This is a genomic window from Flintibacter faecis, assembly GCF_014287875.1.
Taxonomy (GTDB): domain Bacteria; phylum Bacillota; class Clostridia; order Oscillospirales; family Oscillospiraceae; genus Lawsonibacter; species Lawsonibacter faecis_A.
This window is the reverse complement of the sequence record NZ_JACOPN010000003.1, coordinates 137,522-155,573: the sequence shown is the minus strand read 5'-3', so window position 1 is coordinate 155,573 and position 18,052 is coordinate 137,522. Positions and strand designations below refer to the sequence as shown.

The 18,052-nt window shown below is 61.5% G+C and carries 13 protein-coding genes; all 13 read left to right on the top strand.

Going from position 1 to position 18,052, the window contains the following annotated elements:
• Window positions 1-14: 14 nt before the first annotated feature.
• The 13 genes from H8S55_RS05410 (at window position 15) to H8S55_RS05350 (ending at window position 18,027) form a co-directional block, all read left to right on the top strand.
• Window positions 15-1,295, top strand: coding sequence for a TadA family conjugal transfer-associated ATPase (locus H8S55_RS05410; protein ID WP_366467440.1), 1,281 nt, complete (start codon window positions 15-17; stop codon window positions 1,293-1,295).
• Window positions 1,296-1,315: 20 nt separating this feature from the next.
• Complete coding sequence (locus H8S55_RS05405; protein ID WP_186878115.1) at window positions 1,316-2,140, top strand: type II secretion system F family protein; 825 nt, start codon at window positions 1,316-1,318, stop codon at window positions 2,138-2,140.
• Window positions 2,141-2,152: 12 nt separating this feature from the next.
• Window positions 2,153-3,208 carry a type II secretion system F family protein gene (locus H8S55_RS05400; RefSeq protein WP_186878114.1) on the top strand — a complete coding sequence of 352 codons (1,056 nt, stop codon included), beginning with the start codon at window positions 2,153-2,155 and terminating at the stop codon, window positions 3,206-3,208.
• A 226-nt stretch (window positions 3,209-3,434) separates the two neighbouring features.
• A complete protein-coding gene (locus H8S55_RS05395) occupies window positions 3,435-3,677 on the top strand; it encodes an archaellin/type IV pilin N-terminal domain-containing protein (RefSeq protein WP_186878113.1) in 243 nt (80 codons plus the stop codon).
• Between the two features lie 103 nt (window positions 3,678-3,780).
• Window positions 3,781-4,431 (top strand): TadE/TadG family type IV pilus assembly protein, encoded by a 651-nt coding sequence (locus tag H8S55_RS05390; RefSeq protein ID WP_186878112.1) that lies wholly within the window; start codon window positions 3,781-3,783, stop codon window positions 4,429-4,431.
• 12 nt (window positions 4,432-4,443) lie between these two features.
• A complete protein-coding gene (locus tag H8S55_RS05385) occupies window positions 4,444-7,092 on the top strand; it encodes a DUF5702 domain-containing protein (protein WP_186878111.1) in 2,649 nt (882 codons plus the stop codon).
• 1 nt (window position 7,093) lies between these two features.
• Window positions 7,094-7,834, top strand: a complete 741-nt coding sequence (locus H8S55_RS05380) for a hypothetical protein (protein WP_186878110.1) — start codon at window positions 7,094-7,096, stop codon at window positions 7,832-7,834.
• Window positions 7,831-8,379, top strand: a complete 549-nt coding sequence (locus H8S55_RS05375) for a prepilin peptidase (protein WP_186878109.1) — start codon at window positions 7,831-7,833, stop codon at window positions 8,377-8,379. The genes H8S55_RS05380 and H8S55_RS05375 overlap by 4 nt, the downstream gene beginning before the upstream one ends.
• Window positions 8,380-8,392: 13 nt before the next feature.
• A complete protein-coding gene (locus H8S55_RS05370) occupies window positions 8,393-9,712 on the top strand; it encodes a WG repeat-containing protein (protein WP_186878108.1) in 1,320 nt (439 codons plus the stop codon).
• 17 nt (window positions 9,713-9,729) lie between these two features.
• Entirely contained in the window at window positions 9,730-11,064 is a 1,335-nt protein-coding gene (locus tag H8S55_RS05365) for an FHA domain-containing protein (protein WP_186878107.1), read from the top strand.
• 18 nt (window positions 11,065-11,082) lie between these two features.
• Complete coding sequence (locus H8S55_RS05360; RefSeq protein ID WP_186878106.1) at window positions 11,083-11,241, top strand: hypothetical protein; 159 nt, start codon at window positions 11,083-11,085, stop codon at window positions 11,239-11,241.
• Between the two features lie 55 nt (window positions 11,242-11,296).
• Window positions 11,297-14,137 carry a serine/threonine-protein kinase gene (locus H8S55_RS05355; RefSeq protein WP_186878105.1) on the top strand — a complete coding sequence of 947 codons (2,841 nt, stop codon included), beginning with the start codon at window positions 11,297-11,299 and terminating at the stop codon, window positions 14,135-14,137.
• A complete protein-coding gene (locus tag H8S55_RS05350; protein ID WP_186878104.1) occupies window positions 14,134-18,027 on the top strand; it encodes an S-layer homology domain-containing protein in 3,894 nt (1,297 codons plus the stop codon). The genes H8S55_RS05355 and H8S55_RS05350 overlap by 4 nt, the downstream gene beginning before the upstream one ends.
• Window positions 18,028-18,052: the final 25 nt, after the last annotated feature.

Sequence of the window (18,052 nt, the reverse complement as noted above, 5' to 3'; positions counted from 1 at the left end):
GGAGCGGAACGCCTGTGACGGAAGAAGCAAAGCGCGACCTGATCCGCCAGCTGAAAAAGGAGGTCCACAGCAACCCGGACCTGACCGCCATGGACGACGGCCAGATGCGGGCGCTGATCCAGCGGACGCTGGATGCCAAGCTGGCCTGGGCCCGGGACAACAGCCCGGAGGCCTATCGGGAGCTGTCCTCCCTGAATTTCCGGGAGCGGCACCAGATCGCCGGGGCGGTGTATGAATCGATCCGGGGCCTGGGCGTACTGGGCCAGATCATTGCGGACCCGGACATCACCGAGGTGATGATCAACGGCTATCAGGACATTTTTGTGGAGCGGGCGGGCCGCCTGACCAAGCTGGAAAACCACTTTGAAAGCCGCCAGGAGCTGGAGACCATCATCACCAAGTTTGTCTCTCAGTCCGGCCGCGTGGTGAATGAGAGCGAACCCATTGTAGACACCCATCTGGAGGACGGCTCCCGCGTGAACGTGGTCATGCCGCCCGTCGCTCTGAACGGCCCCATCGTCACCATCCGCCGCTTTCCCAAGGAGGCCATGACGGTGGAAAAGCTGATCGGCTACGGCTCTATCACGCCGGAGGTGGCCCGAGTGCTGGAGATGCTGGTGCGGGCCCGGTATAACATCTTCGTCAGCGGGGGCACCGGCTCGGGCAAGACGACCTTTTTAAATGCCCTGTCCAATTTCATCCCCCGGGACGAGCGGATCATCACCATCGAGGACTCCGCCGAGCTGCAGATCAAGCACATTGATAACCTGGTGCGGCTGGAGACCCGCAACGCCGGGCCGGACGGCTCCGGGGCCATCACCATCCGGGATCTGATCAAGTCGTCCCTGCGTATGCGCCCGGACCGCATCGTGGTGGGCGAGGTCCGAGGGGGCGAGGCGTTAGACATGCTCCAGGCCATGAACACCGGCCACGACGGCTCCCTGTCCACCGGCCACGCCAACTCCACCCTGGATATGCTCAGCCGACTGGAGACCATGGTGCTCCAGGGGGCGGCGGGCCTGCCCCTAGAGGCCATCCGCCAGCAGATCGGCTCGGCGGTGGACGTGGTGGTCCACCTGTCCCGTCTGCGGGATAAAAGCCGCAAGACCATGGAGATCGTGGAAATTCTGGGCTATGACCAGGGGAGCCGGACCTATCGCACCAATCCCCTGTATGAGTTCCGGGAGGAGCCGGAGAGCAGCAAGGACCGGGTGATAGGACGGCTGGCCCGCACGGACAACCCCATGGTGAACACCCAAAAGCTGGAGAACGCCGGGATACGGCAGAAAATCTGACGGTCAGGAGCGAACGACATATGAAGACGAATCTTTTTGCCCAGCCGGAGGTCCAGGAGACCCGGGAGACCGGCCGGAGCGCAGGTGCCCCCGCGCTCACCGTCCCGGATTACACCGTCAGCCGCTGCACGGTGTGGGACCATATTCTGGCCTTTCTGGTGGGCTTTGCCGCGGGCTTTTTGGTGCTGTTCATCTTTTATAAGATCATCCTCCTGTCTATTCTGGGCGGAGCGGTCACGGGGGTGGTGAACATCTTTGCCGCCGAGCAGCGGACTCTGCAAAAGCGCATCCGACACCTGCGCACCCAGTTTTTCGACCTGCTGGAGGCCATGAGCGTGGCCATGCGGGCGGGCAATCCGGTACTGAAGGCCCTGGAGAGCGCCCGGGACGACCTGCTGCTCATCCACGGAGAGGGCAGCGACATCATCACCGAGCTGGACATCATCCTCAGCCGGTTCCACAACGCCATCCCCCTGTCCCAGTCCTTTGCCGACCTGGCCCGGCGCAGCGGCCTGGAGGATATCCAGAGCTTTGCCTCGGTCTACGCCACCATCGAGGGTAAGTCCAGCCGGGCTGACGAGATCATCCGGGAGACCCAGACGGTCATCGCGGACAAGATGGAGATCGAAATGGAGATCGACACGCTGATGGCCGCAGCCAAAAACGAGGTGAACATCATGCTGTTCATGCCCCTGGTCATTCTGCTGGTCATCGGCTACGCCGGGGCGGGCTTTATGGATGCCATTTACACCGAGCCTGTGGGGCGGCTGGTGGCGACCGGGGGACTGATCGTCTTTCTCATCAGCTACTGTTTGGCCCGCAAGTTCAGCAGCGTGAAGATTTAAGGGGGCGAGTGCGTGGTATTTTTGATTTTGATCCCGGCCACCGTGCTGATGGTCTGTTGGCTGCTGCTGTTTTTCTCTGTCTCCTCAGAGGATTGGATCGCCGCCGCCTATGCCCAGGTGGTGGACAACCGCCTGGAGGTCCAGCGCCTACAGGCGCTGGATGCGGAGCGGGCGGAGCAGCTGGCCCAATATCACGGCGTCTCCGCAAAGGTCATGGCCCTGGTGCTGGGCAGCGGTTCGGACAAGAAGATCGCCAAGCTGGAGCGGAGCAGCCGGGACCTGCAGGATGGGGACCTGTCCGCCGTGAGCCCCTGGGCCATGCCAGGCTATGTGCTGCTGCGCCGGGTGGATTCCCTGGGCCACGGGGCGATCCACAAGGGCATTTTAAGCCAGTATACCGAGCTGTATGGCCGAAAATATGCCCCCAATAAGACCAAGCAGCTGATGGCCAAACTGCTGTCCTATGGCATCATCGGCGTGGCCGCCTCTCTGGCCGCAGGGGCCGCCGTGCTGGCGGTGTCCGGCGGGACCATGGGTCTGGCAGTGACGGTGCTGGGCACGGTGCTGGTGGGCGTACTGGTATACGCCATGTATGACGAGGTGCACGACCGGCTGAACAGACGGCGCAAGGCCATTGCCCGGCAGTTTCCCAACGTGGTGTCCAAGCTGGCCCTGCTGGTCACCTCCGGCATGATCATGGACCGGGCCTGGCGGGAGACCGCCCAGAGCCAGCAGGGGGAGCTATATCACGAGATGCAGGTGACGGCGGACGAGCTGGCCAACCTGGTGGAGCCGGGGGCTGCCTACACCGGCTTTATCAACCGCTGCTGCACCAAGGAGACCACCAAGCTGGCCTCCGCCATCATCCAGAACCAATCCAAGGGCAATGCGGAGATCGGCGTACTGCTGCGTGGTATGGCCCACGATGCCTGGCAGGAGCGGCGGCACAGCGCCAAGCGGGACAGCGAGGCGGCCAACGCCAAGCTGATGATCCTCACCATGCTGCTGTTTATTGCCATTCTGGTGATGATCATGGTCCCCGTGGCCCTGAACTTCTCGAATCTGTAAGGGGGTAAACGCAGTGAAGAAGGGCTCGAAAAAACGGCGCACCATTTTAGTGCTGCTGGTCATACTTGTTTTGGTTGTGGTATTGATATTCTGCGGTAGAGAATTATTGCGCCATTATTTGGAGGACGCTTTTCGTCTGTGTCCCCCTTGGGGCAATGAGCTAAAGTAATGGTACTTACGCCGTAAGGCGAGGTATATAGCAACTTTTAAGAAAGGAGAGCTTGCAATGAGAAAATTTCTGAACCGTCTGGCTGCCAACGCCATGTGTGGGGCTTTTGCCGCCAAGGAGAAGGTCTGCCAGGCCGTAGAGGACCTGAAGCGCGACGAGCGGGGCCTGTCCGGCATCGTGGTGGCTGTGCTGCTGATCCTGGTGGCCGTGCTGGCCGTGGTGATGCTGTGGGGCCTGCTGAAGGGCTACATCACGGACCTCTGGGGAATAATCACCGGCCAGAGCAGCGGCCTGAACTGAAACTTGTTTGTTTGCGTCCTGTGCGGTCCCGGCTTTTGCGCCGGGGCCGCACAGAGACGGCCCACCAAACACCCCGTCTATGACGCAGAGGAGGAAGAGACCCATGAAACAGATCAGGACCCTTGTCCGCGACCAGCGGGGGGATGCGGTGGTAGAAGCTACGGTGCTGTTTCCCATTATCATTTTGATCTGCGCAGCCCTGGTGCTGCTGAGTATTTATCTGCCTATGCGGGCGGCTATGCAGCGCTCCACCCAGCTTGCTGCCACCGCCATCGCCACCCAGCGTAGCGACACCTGGCTGCGCTTTGACCCGGATACTTTAAAGTATGAGTGGCTGGAGGACCGCAGCCAGCTGAGCAACGTATACGCCTCTCTCATCGGTGCCCTGGAGGGCGGAAAAGGGGACGAGGCGGACGCCGCAGAACAAGCGGTCATGAACATGGAAAATAAGAACATCCAAAAGCCGTCGGCTCATCTGACGGTGGAGTACGGTGTTGTAAATTATATCGTCTATAAAGAGATCGTGGTCACCGCCCGGCGGACCATCCCGCTGCCCATCAGTCTGGGGCTGTTCGGCATCCCGGACACGGTGGACCTGGCCGTCACCTCCACCGCCGTGGTGCAGAACGGGGACGAGTTCATTCGGAACATGGACCTGGCGATGGACGTGATGGACGACCTGTTTGATTTGAAGGAGACCTTTTCCGGTCTGCGGACGATCTGCGGGAAATTCAACGACTTTTTGGGCATTTAAGGGGGAACGGACGTGAAGAAGCTGCTTCAACGGTTGAAGCGGGACTGCAGGGGCGCAGTCACCGTGTTCGTTACCCTGATGCTGGTGCCCGCAGTGCTCATCAGCGGCACCGGCGTGGACCTGGCCCGGCTGTATGTGGCCCGCAGCGAGATACAGGACGCAAACCAGCTGGCGGCCAACGCCACCCTGGCCTCCTACGACGCGCTGCTTCAGGACCTGTATGGCCTGTTCGGCGTGATGCAGACCGACGGAGAGCTGGCGGAGATGATGGAGGAATACATCCGGCTGGCCCTGTTCGGGGAGGACTGGAATGACCGGGGCATGGGCACCTTCTCCCACTTCTATGGGGATGCCTCCAGCCTGGCCGTCACCGCCAAGGCCGCCGATGAGAAAAACCTGGAGAACACAGAGGTGCTCCGCCGCCAGATCGAGGAGTATGTCAAGTTCCGCGCCCCGGCCATCATCGTAAACGAGGTGCTGGACAAGCTGGACACCTTTGAGAAGATCAAGGAGGACGCCAAGGTCATCAAGGCCAAGATGGACGTGGATGACAAGGTGGACGAGATCGAAAAAGAGTATGAGAAGCTGTATGAGTGCATCGAGAACGTAAACAAAGCCAAAAGTACCGAAGCCGGCGCGGTGAGTTCGGTGAATTCCTTCATTGACCGGATGCGGGAGACCATCTTTGATCTGTTTGGCACCCGGGATAACTATTCCAGTATGGTCCGGGACGAAAACGACGACGGGGCCGAGGACTATGAGAACAAATATAAGGGTCTGTTTGACAACCTCCACGCCTTCGTAAACGGGGGAACCATCAAAACGGGCTATGTTCTGGGCAATGAGGACGACAACGGCAACTATCACAAGGGCTATTTCACCGGCAGCTATCACACCGACGGGGTGGAGAAGTCCATCAGGGACAAAAAGAGCGAGCTGGAGAAGTTCATCTCCAACCACACTCTGGCAAAGGACAGCCTGAAAGAGCTGGTAGACCTGGCGGAGAAGGCGGAGAAGAAGCGCAAAGAGCTGTCTGACCTGCTGGATGACCTGGAAAACGAGCTGAACGCCGGGAAGTGCTCCTCCGAGCTGAAGACCGGCCTGACGGAGCAGAAAAACAACAATGGCAAGACCTACATCGAGAACTACCGGGAGCTGCTGGGCTATGACATCGTCCCCATGGCCCAGGCCATGCAGAGCTATGACGAGCCCCAGCTGAACAGCACCATCACCATGTTGGAAAACGATGTGGGTTATGGAGATGCAAAACTGTTTTTCATCTTCTCAGAGATCAAGGCTTTGAATGAGAGCAAGGACGGCTATAAAATCGACCTGAAGATACAAAACGATGAGCAAAAGGAAAAGGGCCAGACTCCGCAGAAAGACAACTTGGAAGAACTCTACCGCATAGCACCGAAGAAGTTCCAGGTCCCGGGGGACGGCTTTGAGGTGTTTCAGAGCAGCCGGTTCAGCAGTACCCACAACAAAGAGTTTTACGAAAAGCTCCAGGAGATGTTCGCAAACCAGGACAAAACCGCCAAAAAGAAGAGCATCATCAAGGGGCTGGAGAAGGCCGCCGGAAAAATTCAGAAGCAGTTCACCGGAATGCTGGAGTTTGAGCCCCTGGGGGCCTGGAACTACAGCCCCGGGGCGGCCGCCAACGACGGCGACACGGGCTTTGGCTCTGACGGGGACTGGAGCGGCTCCGGCTCTGCCAAAAGCCAGGCCAAAAAGGCCCTGAACGACAGTTTTCTCAGCCAGATCGCCGATGCGGGGAGCGGGGCGGCGGACAAGCTGCTGCTGCTGACCTATGACAGCGAGATGTTCTCCTGCTACGCCACCAACGAGGGCTACAGCGGGGACGAGGCAAACGAGCCAACAGAGAAGAGTATGGCGGGCATCCCCCTGGGGATCAAAGTGAATTACTTTTTCCAGTCAGAGCTGGAATACCTGTGTAACGGCAATCCGAACGACGCCAGGGCCAACCTGAAGGCGGTGACGGGGATGATCTATCTGGTGCGGTTCGTCATGGACTACACCGCCTCCTTTGTAGTCCCGTCAGTAAATAAAACCGTGGCAGATGTGGAGGCGGCGGTGAGCTTTTTGGGGCCGGGCGCCGTGGCCATCGGAGAACTGGTGCGGCTGGTCATGGCCCTGGGGGAGGGTGTCAGCGATGTGAGCCGCCTGAAAGACGGCTGCACCGTCACTGTAATGACAAAAACCGACCTGAACTGGCATTTCAGCCCGAAGGGTATCTTCGACCAGATCGCCGACGGCGTGGTGGGGGAGATATCCGATGGAGACTTTGGGGTCAAGGACAATGACAAAGTCGGCGGCTTTACTTACAAGGACTACCTGCGCCTGTTCCTGCTGCTGAAAAGCGACAGCGCCCTGGCTAAGCGGACGGCTGATCTCATTGAGCTGAATGTGACCAACTATAAAGAGAAGATCGGCGAGAACAGCGACCGCTCCGCCCGGGAGAGCGCCATGGCGGCCGCCGAGCGGGTCGATCTGCGGAAAGCCATCACCGACTTCTCCGTGACTACGACGGTGGATCTGAAGATGCTGTTTCTGTCCATGCCCGTGGCCCAGAAGGGGGTCAACGGCGTGGTGCCGCCGGGGACGAAAGAACTGGTCGTGACGGACTACAGGGGGTATTGATGTGAGACAAGACCAACGGGGATATATCGTGGTGGAGACCATCGGTTCCTTTCTGCTGTTCACCCTGCTGATCGTGTCCATTCTGACCATGATCAACATCGTAACGGTGCAGACACGAGTCCACGCCGCCCTCACCCAGGCCTGTGAGACGGTGTCTATGTACAGCTATGTACTGGACCTGACAGGGGCGGCCTCCCACATCCAGAATAACTCCGCCAAGGCGGGCAAGGTGCAGGGCCAGGTGGACCAGTTCCGCAGCAACGTGAACGGACTGCTGGACGGGGTGGAGAACCTGGATGCCGACCAGATCGGCGCAAAGGGAGAGGCCATCCTGAACCAAATGCAAAGCGGCGTGGACTACGCCGTGGGGCATCCCAAGGAGATGCTGCAGTATATGATGAATTATGGGCTGGATAAGGCCGGCGGGGCCGCCTTCGGGCAGATGGTCCGCCCCCTGGTTGGCCGGTATCTGGCCAACGGCGGTCAGTCCGGGGATGCGTATCTGCGCAGCTATGGCGTGGCGGACGGATTGTTGGGACTGCACTTTTACAGCCCTGACCTGCAGGGCAACGACAGCCAGCTGCTGACCAGCGAGGGCAATGTGAAGATCGTGGTGCAGTATGACGTGGACTATCACTTCGGTGCGCTGGTGCTGCCCTTTGACCAGCCCAAGCTCCATGTGACCCAGGAGGTCATGACGAAGGCATGGCTTGGCGGAGAAGGCGAGGGCTATCGGGGATGAAACTGATGAAAACACCGGAAAAACCCTTGGACTATCTGGCCCTGCCGGTGATCCTGGCGGCCTATCTCGGCTTAAAAAGCGGGGGACAAGCGCCCACCCAGCTGCTGCTGCGGCTGGTCCTGCTGACCCTGTGCTATGCTGCCGCCGTCACCGACCTGCGCCGGCAGCGGGTGGACAACCGCCTGGTGGCCGCTTTGGGCATCGCCTGGGTGCTGATCCTGGCCCCGCTGGTCCTGGTTGACCCGGAGGGGGCGCTGACCATGGGCGGCACCGGCCTTGCCGGGTTCCTGCTGGCGGGAGCTGTGCTGCTGCTGGTATACTTCGTCAGCCGCAAGGGCCTGGGCGGGGGCGACGTGAAGCTGATGACGGTGGCCGGGCTGTATCTGGGCTATGACGGGGCGCTGTCCGCCCTGCTGTATGGCTCGGTGCTGGCGGCCCTGTCCGCCCTGGTCTTGATCCTGGGCAAAAAGATGACCGCAAAAGACACCATTCCTCTGGTGCCCTTTTTATATGTTGGGATTCTGTTGACGGAATTCGTCCGATAGGAGGCTGTTCGCCGTGAGTGGACTGAAAAAAGTGATGATCGTGGGCTGCTGCGTACTGCTGCTGGCAGTGGGGTGGCTCACCGCCCTGTTTTCCAAAAGTGATGCTGCCCGGCAAGGGGCGCTGATGGCGGATGCCCAGAGCTATCTGGACGATGAGATCTATGTCAAGGCCGTCCCCCTGCTGGAGCAGGCCGCCCAGTATAAGACGAAGCACACGGTTCAGGCGGAGGAGCTGCTGAAGCAGGCGTACCTCCCCCTGCTGGAGCAGAGCGGCTACCGCCGGAAATATACCGGTCTGCTGGACAAGCAGATGGCCCGGAAGAACGCTGACCCGGCGGTCTATCTGGAGGCGGCCCGGTATTACCTGGACCGCTCCAAATACAGCGACGCCTTTTCCGCCCTGAAACTGGGCATTGAGAAGACAGGCAGCCAGGAGCTGACCGACTTCTATGAGGCGCACCGCTATGAGTACACCGCCGGCCGGGGGGCCTATCAGCAGGTCACGGCATTTTTAAACGGCTATATCCAGGTCCGGCAGGACGGCTTTTGGGGGCTGGCCCGCCCCAACGGGGAGTTGATCCTGCCCTGTGAATACGACTTTCTCAGCACCTGCAGCGGGGGCGAGGTCATCGCCCTGCAGGACGGGGTGCTGTCCGGCATCGACTTGAACGGCAACCGGGTGGCCCTCTATAAGGGGGACAGCGTGAAAGAAGTGAGCAACTTTGACCAGGAGCGCCTGGCCCTGCACCGGCAGGACGGCTGGGTGCTGGCCGACGGGACCCTGAACACGGGCAGCGCTGTGCTGGAGGAGATACGCACCTTCTCAGACGGGGGCGCGGCGGCCAGACAGAACGGCAAGTGGGGCGTTTTGGACCGCAGCGGAACGGACTGGCTGGTGGAACCGGAGTATGACGGGATCGTCTGCGACGACCTGGGCCGCTGCTGGAAGGACAAGACGGTGTTCGTCCGCAGGGGCGACCAGGTCCTGCTGCTGGCCGACGGAAAGCAGGTGGGGGAGCCCTATGAGGATGCCCGCCCCTTCGCCGGCGGCTGGGCGGCGGTGAAACGGGACGGCCAGTGGGGCTTTATCGACCAGAAGGGCGAAGTGCAGATCGACTTTCAGTTTGAGGATGCCCGCTCCTTCACCATGCACCTGGCGGCGGTGAAGAAAAACGGCAGCTGGGGCTATGTGGGCCTGAGCGGTGACATGGTCATCCGACCTGTCTTTGGAGAGGCCAAGCCCTTTGAAAAGGGTACGGCCCCGGTGAAGACAGGGGATGGCTGGCAGTTTATCACCCTGCTGGAATATAAGACGGAGACGACCGGATTTTGACCGGGGAGGAGACCAAAATGACCTATCAAATCGAGAATAAGAACGACCTGACCGGTGCTATGCTGGTGGTCCGTTTTCCCCAGGAGGACCTGGACGAGAAGGCCCTCTATACCATCGAAGCCGACCAGCCGCCCTTTCTGGTGCCCTTCCGCTATCGGGCGGTGGACGGTATGGCGGAGTGTACCTATTGCCTGGGCAGCCGCAGCAAGCTGCAGTACCGCTTTGGGGCCCACGCGGCGGCGGACTATGTGGATTTCTGGACCCAGGTGCTCCAGCCCCTGCTGGATTGCGACGACTGGTTTTTAAAGCCCTTCAGCTTTGTGCTGGACCCCCGGTATCTCTACGCCGACCGGGACGGCGCTGTGAGCTATCTCTATATCCCCGCCAGGACGGACGGGGAGAGCTTCGCTTCCCTGCGAGAGATGGTGCTGGAGTTGTCCCGGCAGAACAGCGTCACCGACCCGGCCCTGGAAAACAAGGTGCTGCGGGCCCTGATGCAGGACTTTCAGCCCAAGGCATTCCTGGACATGCTCCGGGCGGAGGGCGGCGTAAAGGCCGCCCAGGCCAAGCCGGAGCCTGCGCCTGACGCTGTGTCTGCACCTGCGGCCCGGCCTGTCCGGGAGGAACCGCCCCGGTTCCAGCTGCCCCAGCAGCTGCGCCCCCAGGAGCCGGAACCGGAACCGATTCCCCAGTCCGCCCCCCAGCCCATCCCGGCGGCGGATGACGGGGACATCCACATCAACTTCGGCGGCACTCCCCCCAAAAGCAAGGAGAAGCCCCCCAAGGAGCACAGGGGCCTGTTCGGCGGCAAGAAAGAAAAGAAAGAGAAGGAGCCCAAGGCGCGCAAGCCTCTCTTCGGCAAGAAGGAGAAGCCCCGGGAGGTGCTGCTGGGGGCGGCGGAGCCCCAGCCCGTCCCGGTCTATCAGTCTCCGGCGGCCCGTCCGGCCCAGCCCGCTGTGAGCTATGACGAGGAGCGGGCCGACGGCGTGACCCAGCTGGATGACGAGCCGATGGGCGGCGTGTGCTGCCTGCGTCTGGTGGGGGAGCCGGGGCTGCCCCGGGAGATCGCAGTGGATATCCAGCCGGGCCGGGCCTTTACCATCGGCCGGTTCGACGTGTCCGTGGGTCAGAAACAGTCTGACTTTGAGTTTGAAAAGAACACCCGGGCGGTGAGCCGCCGCCACGCCGCCATTGAGCGGGAGGAGAGCGGCTATTTCCTGGTGGACCTGGCCTCCAGCGCCGGGACCTTTGTCAATGGCCAGAAACTGATCCCCAACGTGCCCCAGGCGCTGGAAAACGGCTGCCGGGTGTCCTTCGGTACCGGCGGGGCCGACTACATCTGGAACGAATAAGCGGGGGAGGGACGGAGCATGAGCGGACTTTCTGCAAGCCAGCTGCTGTTTTACGGCGGCATCGGCGTGATGGCCCTGACGGTGCTGGCCGCCGTGCTGGCCGGGGTGGCCTTTACTCTGTCCGGCCGCCGCCTGCGGCGAAAGCTGGAGGAGGAGTACGGCGAAAGGCGGCACTGACCGGATACTAAGATATCTTGGACAAATCGGCAGACGGAGATAGGAGAGAGGACGAATGTCCCAGATCATTGCGGACAGCTATGAGATATTGCAGCAGATCGGCTCCGGCGGGGGCGGCGTGGTCTATCTGGGCCGCCACCTGCGCCTGGGCAAGCTGGTGGTGCTGAAGGCGGACCGGCGGGACCTGACCGCCCGGCCGGAGGTGCTGCGCCGGGAAGTGGATGCCCTGAAAAACCTGAGCCATACCTATATCCCCCAGGTCTATGACTTTGTGGCGGAGAACGGCGTGGTGTACACCGTCATGGATTACATCGAGGGGGAGAGCCTGGACAAGCCCTTAAAACGGGGGGAGCGCTTTTCCCAGGCCCAGGTGATCAAGTGGGCCTGTCAGCTGCTGGAGGCCCTGTGCTATCTCCACAGCCGTCCGCCCCACGGCATCCTCCACAGTGACATCAAGCCGTCGAACCTGATGCTCACACCCCAGGGGGATATCCGGCTCATCGACTTTAACATCGCCCTGGCCCTGGGGGAGGAGGGCGCAGTGCGGGTGGGCTTCAGCCGGGGCTATGCCTCGCCGGAGCACTATGGCATTGACTACTCCGGCCTGGGGGCCACCCAGGGGGTGAGGGACGAGGCCGCCACCCGCCTGGAGGAGGACCCGGCCACTGTGGTGTCCACCGGCGCAGGCAGCTCGTCCACCGGGCGGCGGACGGTGCTGCTGGATGTGCGCTCGGACATCTACAGCGCCGGGGCTACCCTGTATCACCTGTTCACCGGGCGGCGGCCCGCCCAGGATGCCAAGGAGGTAGAGGCCATCTCCTCCAAAGAGGTCAGCCCCGCAGTAGCGGCCATTGTGCAAAAGGCCATGGAGCCCGACCCGGACAAGCGGTGGCAGACGGCGGCGGAGATGCTCCGTGCCTTTGAGCGCCTGCATGAGAACGACCCCCGCACCCGCCGCCGGAAGCGGCGCATGGCGGCCACAGCGGGACTGCTGGCCCTGTGCTTTCTGGCCGGGGGCGGCATGACCTTTGTGGGACTCAAGCAGATGGAACGGACCCAGAACGCCATGGCCCTGGCGGGATACTCCGCCGACGCACTGGAGCAAGGGGACGTGACGGGAGCCATCCAATACGCCCTGCAGGCCCTGCCACAAAAGCGGGGGCTGCTGGACCCGGATGACACCCCCCAGGCCCAGCGGGCCCTGGCCAAGGCCCTGGGAGTTTATGACCTGACCGACGGATACCGGGCCAGCCGGTCCATCCCCCTGGCCAGCGAGCCCCTGAAAGCGACCCTGTCCCCGGAGGGGACCCGGGCGGCGGCGGTGCTCCAGGGCAAGGTGTGCGTGTACGACCCGCAGACCGGAGCGCAGCTGGCGGAGCTGGAGGCGGAGAACTCCGCCCTGTCCGACGCCCTGTTTCTGGACGAGGACACCCTGGTCTACGCCGGGCCTGGGGCGCTGACCTGTTACAGACTGACGGAGGACCGGGCGCTCTGGTCCGGCCAGCCGGCCACCGCCATTGCCCGCTCTGCCGACGGCTCCACCGTGGCCGCCGTATATAAAGAGGAGAGCCGGGCCGTCGTGTATGCCGCCGATGGCAGTCAGCGGGCTGTGGTCGACTTTAACGGAAGGCAGCAGGCGGTGACGGTGAACGACGGTTTTGCCGACCCGGAGGATGCCCTGCTGGCCCTGAACGGCGACGGGAGCCTGCTGGCCGTCAGTTTTGCAGATGGCGGCCTGGAGCTGTTCGACACCACCGGGGGAGACGGGGATATCCAGCTGTTTGACGGCTCGGACTACACCCACTTTGAGGGCGGCTTTTATGGCAAGTATTTTGCCTTTGCGGCCACGGACGGCGGGGACTCTGTCTGCGCTGTCATCGATACGGCGGCGGGGGAGCAGACCGGCGCCTTTGCCGATCAGACCCCCTTCCACGTCCAGTCGGACGAGAGCGGCATCTATGTCTCCCAGGACAATGTGCTGGTGCGACTGGACCCGAAGACCGGGGCGCAGACGGAACTGGCATATACAGAAAAGGACATCGATGCATTTGTCCACGGGGCGGAGGGCTCCGTGGTGGCCACCGAGGACGGCGTGAGGGTCTTCAACAACCAGGCCGTGGAACTGGGCCGCTCAGACGGCGGGGACCGGGGGGACTTTCTGGCTCTGGCCGGAGGGCGGACCTTGGCGGCCAGCCGGGATGTGCCCGCCCTGCGGCTGATGGAGCGGGAGGAACACCCCGCCCTGGTCACCTATGACCCGGCCTTTGCCCATGACGAGGCCCGGCTCAGCGCCGACGGCAGGACGGTGATGCTCTTCCGGTATGATGCCTTCCGCCTCTGCAGGGCGGAAGGCTCTGTGCTGACAGACGTGACCATCCCGGAGGCCCAGCAGGTCTATGACCAGCAGTTCCGCCGGGAGAACGGGGACAGCTGGCTGGAGGTGGTCTATAACGACGGCCTGGTCCGCCGCTATTCCGCCGTCGACGGCAGCCTGATGGGGGAGGAACAGGGTCCCGTCCCCAGCGGCGACCAGTATGAGGAGTTTTTCACAGACCGGTTCAAGATCACCTCTCCGCTGCACGGCACCCCGGAGGTCTATGACCGGGAGACGGGGAAACTGGTGACCCGGCTGGAGCCGGATGCCTATCTCACCTATGTGACCCAGGTGGGGGACTATATCATCACGGAGTACATCTCCGCCCAGGGGGACCGGTACGGCCTGCTGCTGGACGGGAACTGTCAGGTGCTGGCCGACCTGCCCCGGCTGTGCGACATCACGCCGGAGGGGAAACTGGTCTTTGACGACAAGATGGGAACACTGCGGGAAAGCCGCATTTATTCCCTGCAAGAGCTGCTCGGCCTTGCAGAAAACAGTTTGAAGGAGGAGATCAAATGAGCAAATGGAAAAAAAGCCTGGCCATGGTGCTGACGGCGGCCATGCTGCTCTCGGTGCTGCCCGTGTCGACATGGGCGGCAGAGAGCGAACCGGAGCCAGAAGACGAGGTGGTCTTTAACCTGGGGACCATGGATGTCACCGTGGGCACCGATCAGGCCCGGGCCGAGGAGGGACAGGAGCCCTATGACCTGTTCCAGGCCGACGGCAGCTATACCCTGGAGCTGGAGCCCGATGCCTTTTTCCCCTATGAGGTCCAGTTCACCCACGACGGCCAGACCCAGCAGGTTTGGTTCATGGACCCGGAGGACACGGTGGACGTGGGGGGGCATACCTTTGGCGTGTTCTCAGAGAGCACCGACCCCAATAAACTGACCCAGATCGGCATCTGGGTGGGAGAGGACTATATCCCCGCCTATCCCGAGGAGAAGACCTTTACCAACGACGGGCCTGAAGCTATGCCGATCAGCGGCGGCCTGCCTCTGGCCAAAGAGGTCAAGAATGTAGATCTGAACCTGTCCAACAAATATCTGCCCTCCCAGCTGACAAAGGTCCAGGTCAGCGCCGTGCTCAGCGGCATTAGACATAACGGGACCAGCAGTGACCGAGTGGCCTGGGTCCGGGGATACAGCAGCTATGGCAGCGATAATTTTCAGATTTTGGATCAGAGCGGCACCATGGACCTGAGCGACAGATATGGCAGCTTTCACATCGACCTGTTGGTAGGCTCTGCCCTCCAGCTGGATAAGGGGAATAATACGCTGTATCAGGTCAACGTGACCGTGCCAGAAACCGAGATGTTCCAGTGGGACGTGCTGGCGGGCACCGAGTCGGTAAAAAGCAGCTCTTATTACAACGAAAACAGCTACGGCGATATCAAGACCGACGGCTATTATAAAGTGGGGCTGAGCCCCGCCGCCGGGAGCGCAGAGAGCCTGAAGCTGAAGATGGATTTCAGCGATCAATACGAAGCCAACGGAAAGACCGCCAGCGTGTATCAGGGCCTTTATGAGACAGAGGAAGCGCTGGAAAATGCCCAGGAGATCACCGGGCAGATCTGGGGCACCGATGCGGCTGGCATCGACGTAAAGAGCGAGGACCAGGTCGAACTGACCGTGGTGCTGAAAAGCAGCGACGGGACCGTAGCCGGTATCCTCCCCCAGACCGTGGTTCTGAGGGTCAATAGCATGAGCCTCTACCCCGCTGGTATTCTTACCGCTCAGGAGCCCTATACCGATGTAGGGGACTCAAATAAAAGCAGCTTTTGGGAAGACGGAAGAGAAGTGTTTCTCCTCCCCGTGAAGACTGGGTATGCGGCAGAGGACACTTATGCCCTGATGCTGGTATATAAAAGTGGTACAACCAACTATCAGGGTACGTGTGACCACATCCAGAAGGCCGTGCAGGGCCTGTATTCCACCCTGGACCAGGCGGCGAACCAGCCCGACCTGAAGGAGAAGCTGTTTATCGGTTCTTCGCAGTACGGCAAGTTCACGGCGGATTTCAGCAAGGGCGTGAACTTCACCGTGTTCGACATCTATGGAGGTGTCCACCAGTTCTGTGTGCGCACCACAGAGTCGACCAGCCAGCCCACCCCTGACTATAGGGAGGAGAAGAGCCCCCTGTCGGCAGATACCTATTTCCAAGCCGACGGTATTGCGGATAGCAGCCACTACTATGTGATGAACCATGACAACGACAGCTATTACAGCAACGGCTATCAGACCATTTTCACCACCGATGATGTAGATTTGTCCAAGATCAAGCTGATGTTCTCTACGCCTTCCGGCTATGACTATCAGAATGGGCAAGAGATTCCCAGCGCAAAAATCTACGCCGGAAAGATTGGAAGCACGGGCATCCAGCAGGAGAGCGGCGTGACGGAGAACGACTTCTCCAACGGCCCGGTGCAGTATGTAGCCACCGCCCAGAACGGCAAGGACCTGAAGAATTACTGGGTGACCGTGGTAAAGACGGACAGCTCCGCCACCAGCGGCAAGCTGTTTGTCAACGGCATCAACGGCTCCCAGGGGGCCAAGCGCACCGTGTTCCTGACCCAGGCCTATGACTATCACCACGATATCTTCCTGGCCAACGTGGGCGGCGGGAACCTGACGAACCTGAAGGTGGAGCTTACCGATGCCCAGAACGTGCAGCTGGACGAGTTCTGGACCATCGGCGGGGAGCGCAACAACACCCTGGCCCCTCTGAGTATCAAGGATTCTGACGAAGCCAGCGACGGCATTGCCAAGGTCCGCCTGGTGCCGGAGCGGAACGCAGACGGCAGCGTCAAGCCCGGCGCAGTCAGCGGCAAGCTGACCATCACCGCAGAGGGCCAGGATTCTGTGGTCATCGAGCTGACCGGTGTGGCCTTCCAGCCGGAGATCACCAGCGGTGGCCTGCCCGACGGGGTCAAGTATGTGCCTTACGGCCAGCTGATCATGACCAACAACGAGTATGACTGGCTGAGTGTGGCCATCAAGCAGACCAGCGGCAAGCTGCCCGAGGGCATGATCTTCCGGGAGAACGGCGAGCTGTATGGCGTGCCCCAGACCACGGGCGAGTATAGCTTCGGCATCAGTGCGGAGTATGCCGTGAACGAGAAGTACACTCAGGACTATAACTACACCGGCGACCTGATCGGCGACACGAACAACCGGGCGCACCTGTACCTGAGCATCCTGGACAACACCGCCGAAAACGTGGAGGCCCAGACCGACGTTCAGGACGGATATGCGCTGCTGGATCGGGTGCAGGACACCACGGTCTATCAGAGCCAGGTGTTCCGTTCTAAGGGTGAGTACGGCAACTTTGTGGACTTCTGGCTGGACGGCGTGAAGCTGGTGGAGGGCCAGGACTACGACTCGGAAGAGGGCAGTACTAAGATCACCATCCGCGCTCAGACCTTCCAGAAGGCGGGCAGCGGCAGCCACACCATCGCCGCGGAGTTCCGCCACGGCGGCAAGAACGATTTGAACAGCCCCCTGAAAAAGACGGCTCAGGTGTATAAGGCCAACACCAGCGGCGGCGGCTCCTCCGGCGGTGGCGGCGGCGGTTCCTCCTCCGGCACCTCCAAGGGCTTTGACGCCGGCGTGAGCCAGGCCCCCAACGGGACCATCACCGTCACGCCCAAGACGGCGGCCAAGGGCAAGCTGGTCACCGTGACCGTCACCCCCGATGCGGGCTATCGTCTGGACAAGCTCACCGCCACCGGAAAGAACGGCGATGACCTGACCCTGACGGACATCGGCGGCGGCAAGTATACCTTTGTCATGCCCACCGGCGGGGCCCGGGTCAGCGGCTCCTTCGTGAAGATCATCCAGGCGGCGGAGGGCCAACCCTTTGAGGACGTGCCCCAGGGCGCCTGGTTCGTGGACGCGGTGAAGTATGTTCAGCAGAACGGCCTGATGGCGGGCACCTCCGCCACCACCTTCTCCCCCTATGGCAACACCTCCCGGGGGATGATCGTGACTATCCTCCACGGCATGTGCGGCAAGCCCGTGTTTGAGGGCTGCGTGTTCTCCGACGTGGAGGAGGGCACTTACTACGCCAAGGCCACCTGCTGGGCATCTCAGAACCAGATCATCTCCGGCTTCGGCCAGGGCGAATTCGGCCCTGACGAGGACGTGCAGCGGGATCAGCTGGCGGTCATTATGATGCGCTATGCCCAGTACTTGGGGCTGGAGACCCCGGAGCGGGCCGACCTGAGCGGCTTTGTGGACGCGGACCAGATCAGCGCCTATGCCCAGGAGGCCATGTCCTGGGCCAGCGCCGTGGGTCTGCTCAGCGGCAAGGGCGACGGCATCATGGACCCCCAGGGCGTTGCCACCCGGGCCGAAGTGGCCGCTATGATGGCCCGCCTTGACCAGATGGTAAAGCAGACGGAAGGATAAAATAGCCAAAATAAGCCCCCCTCGG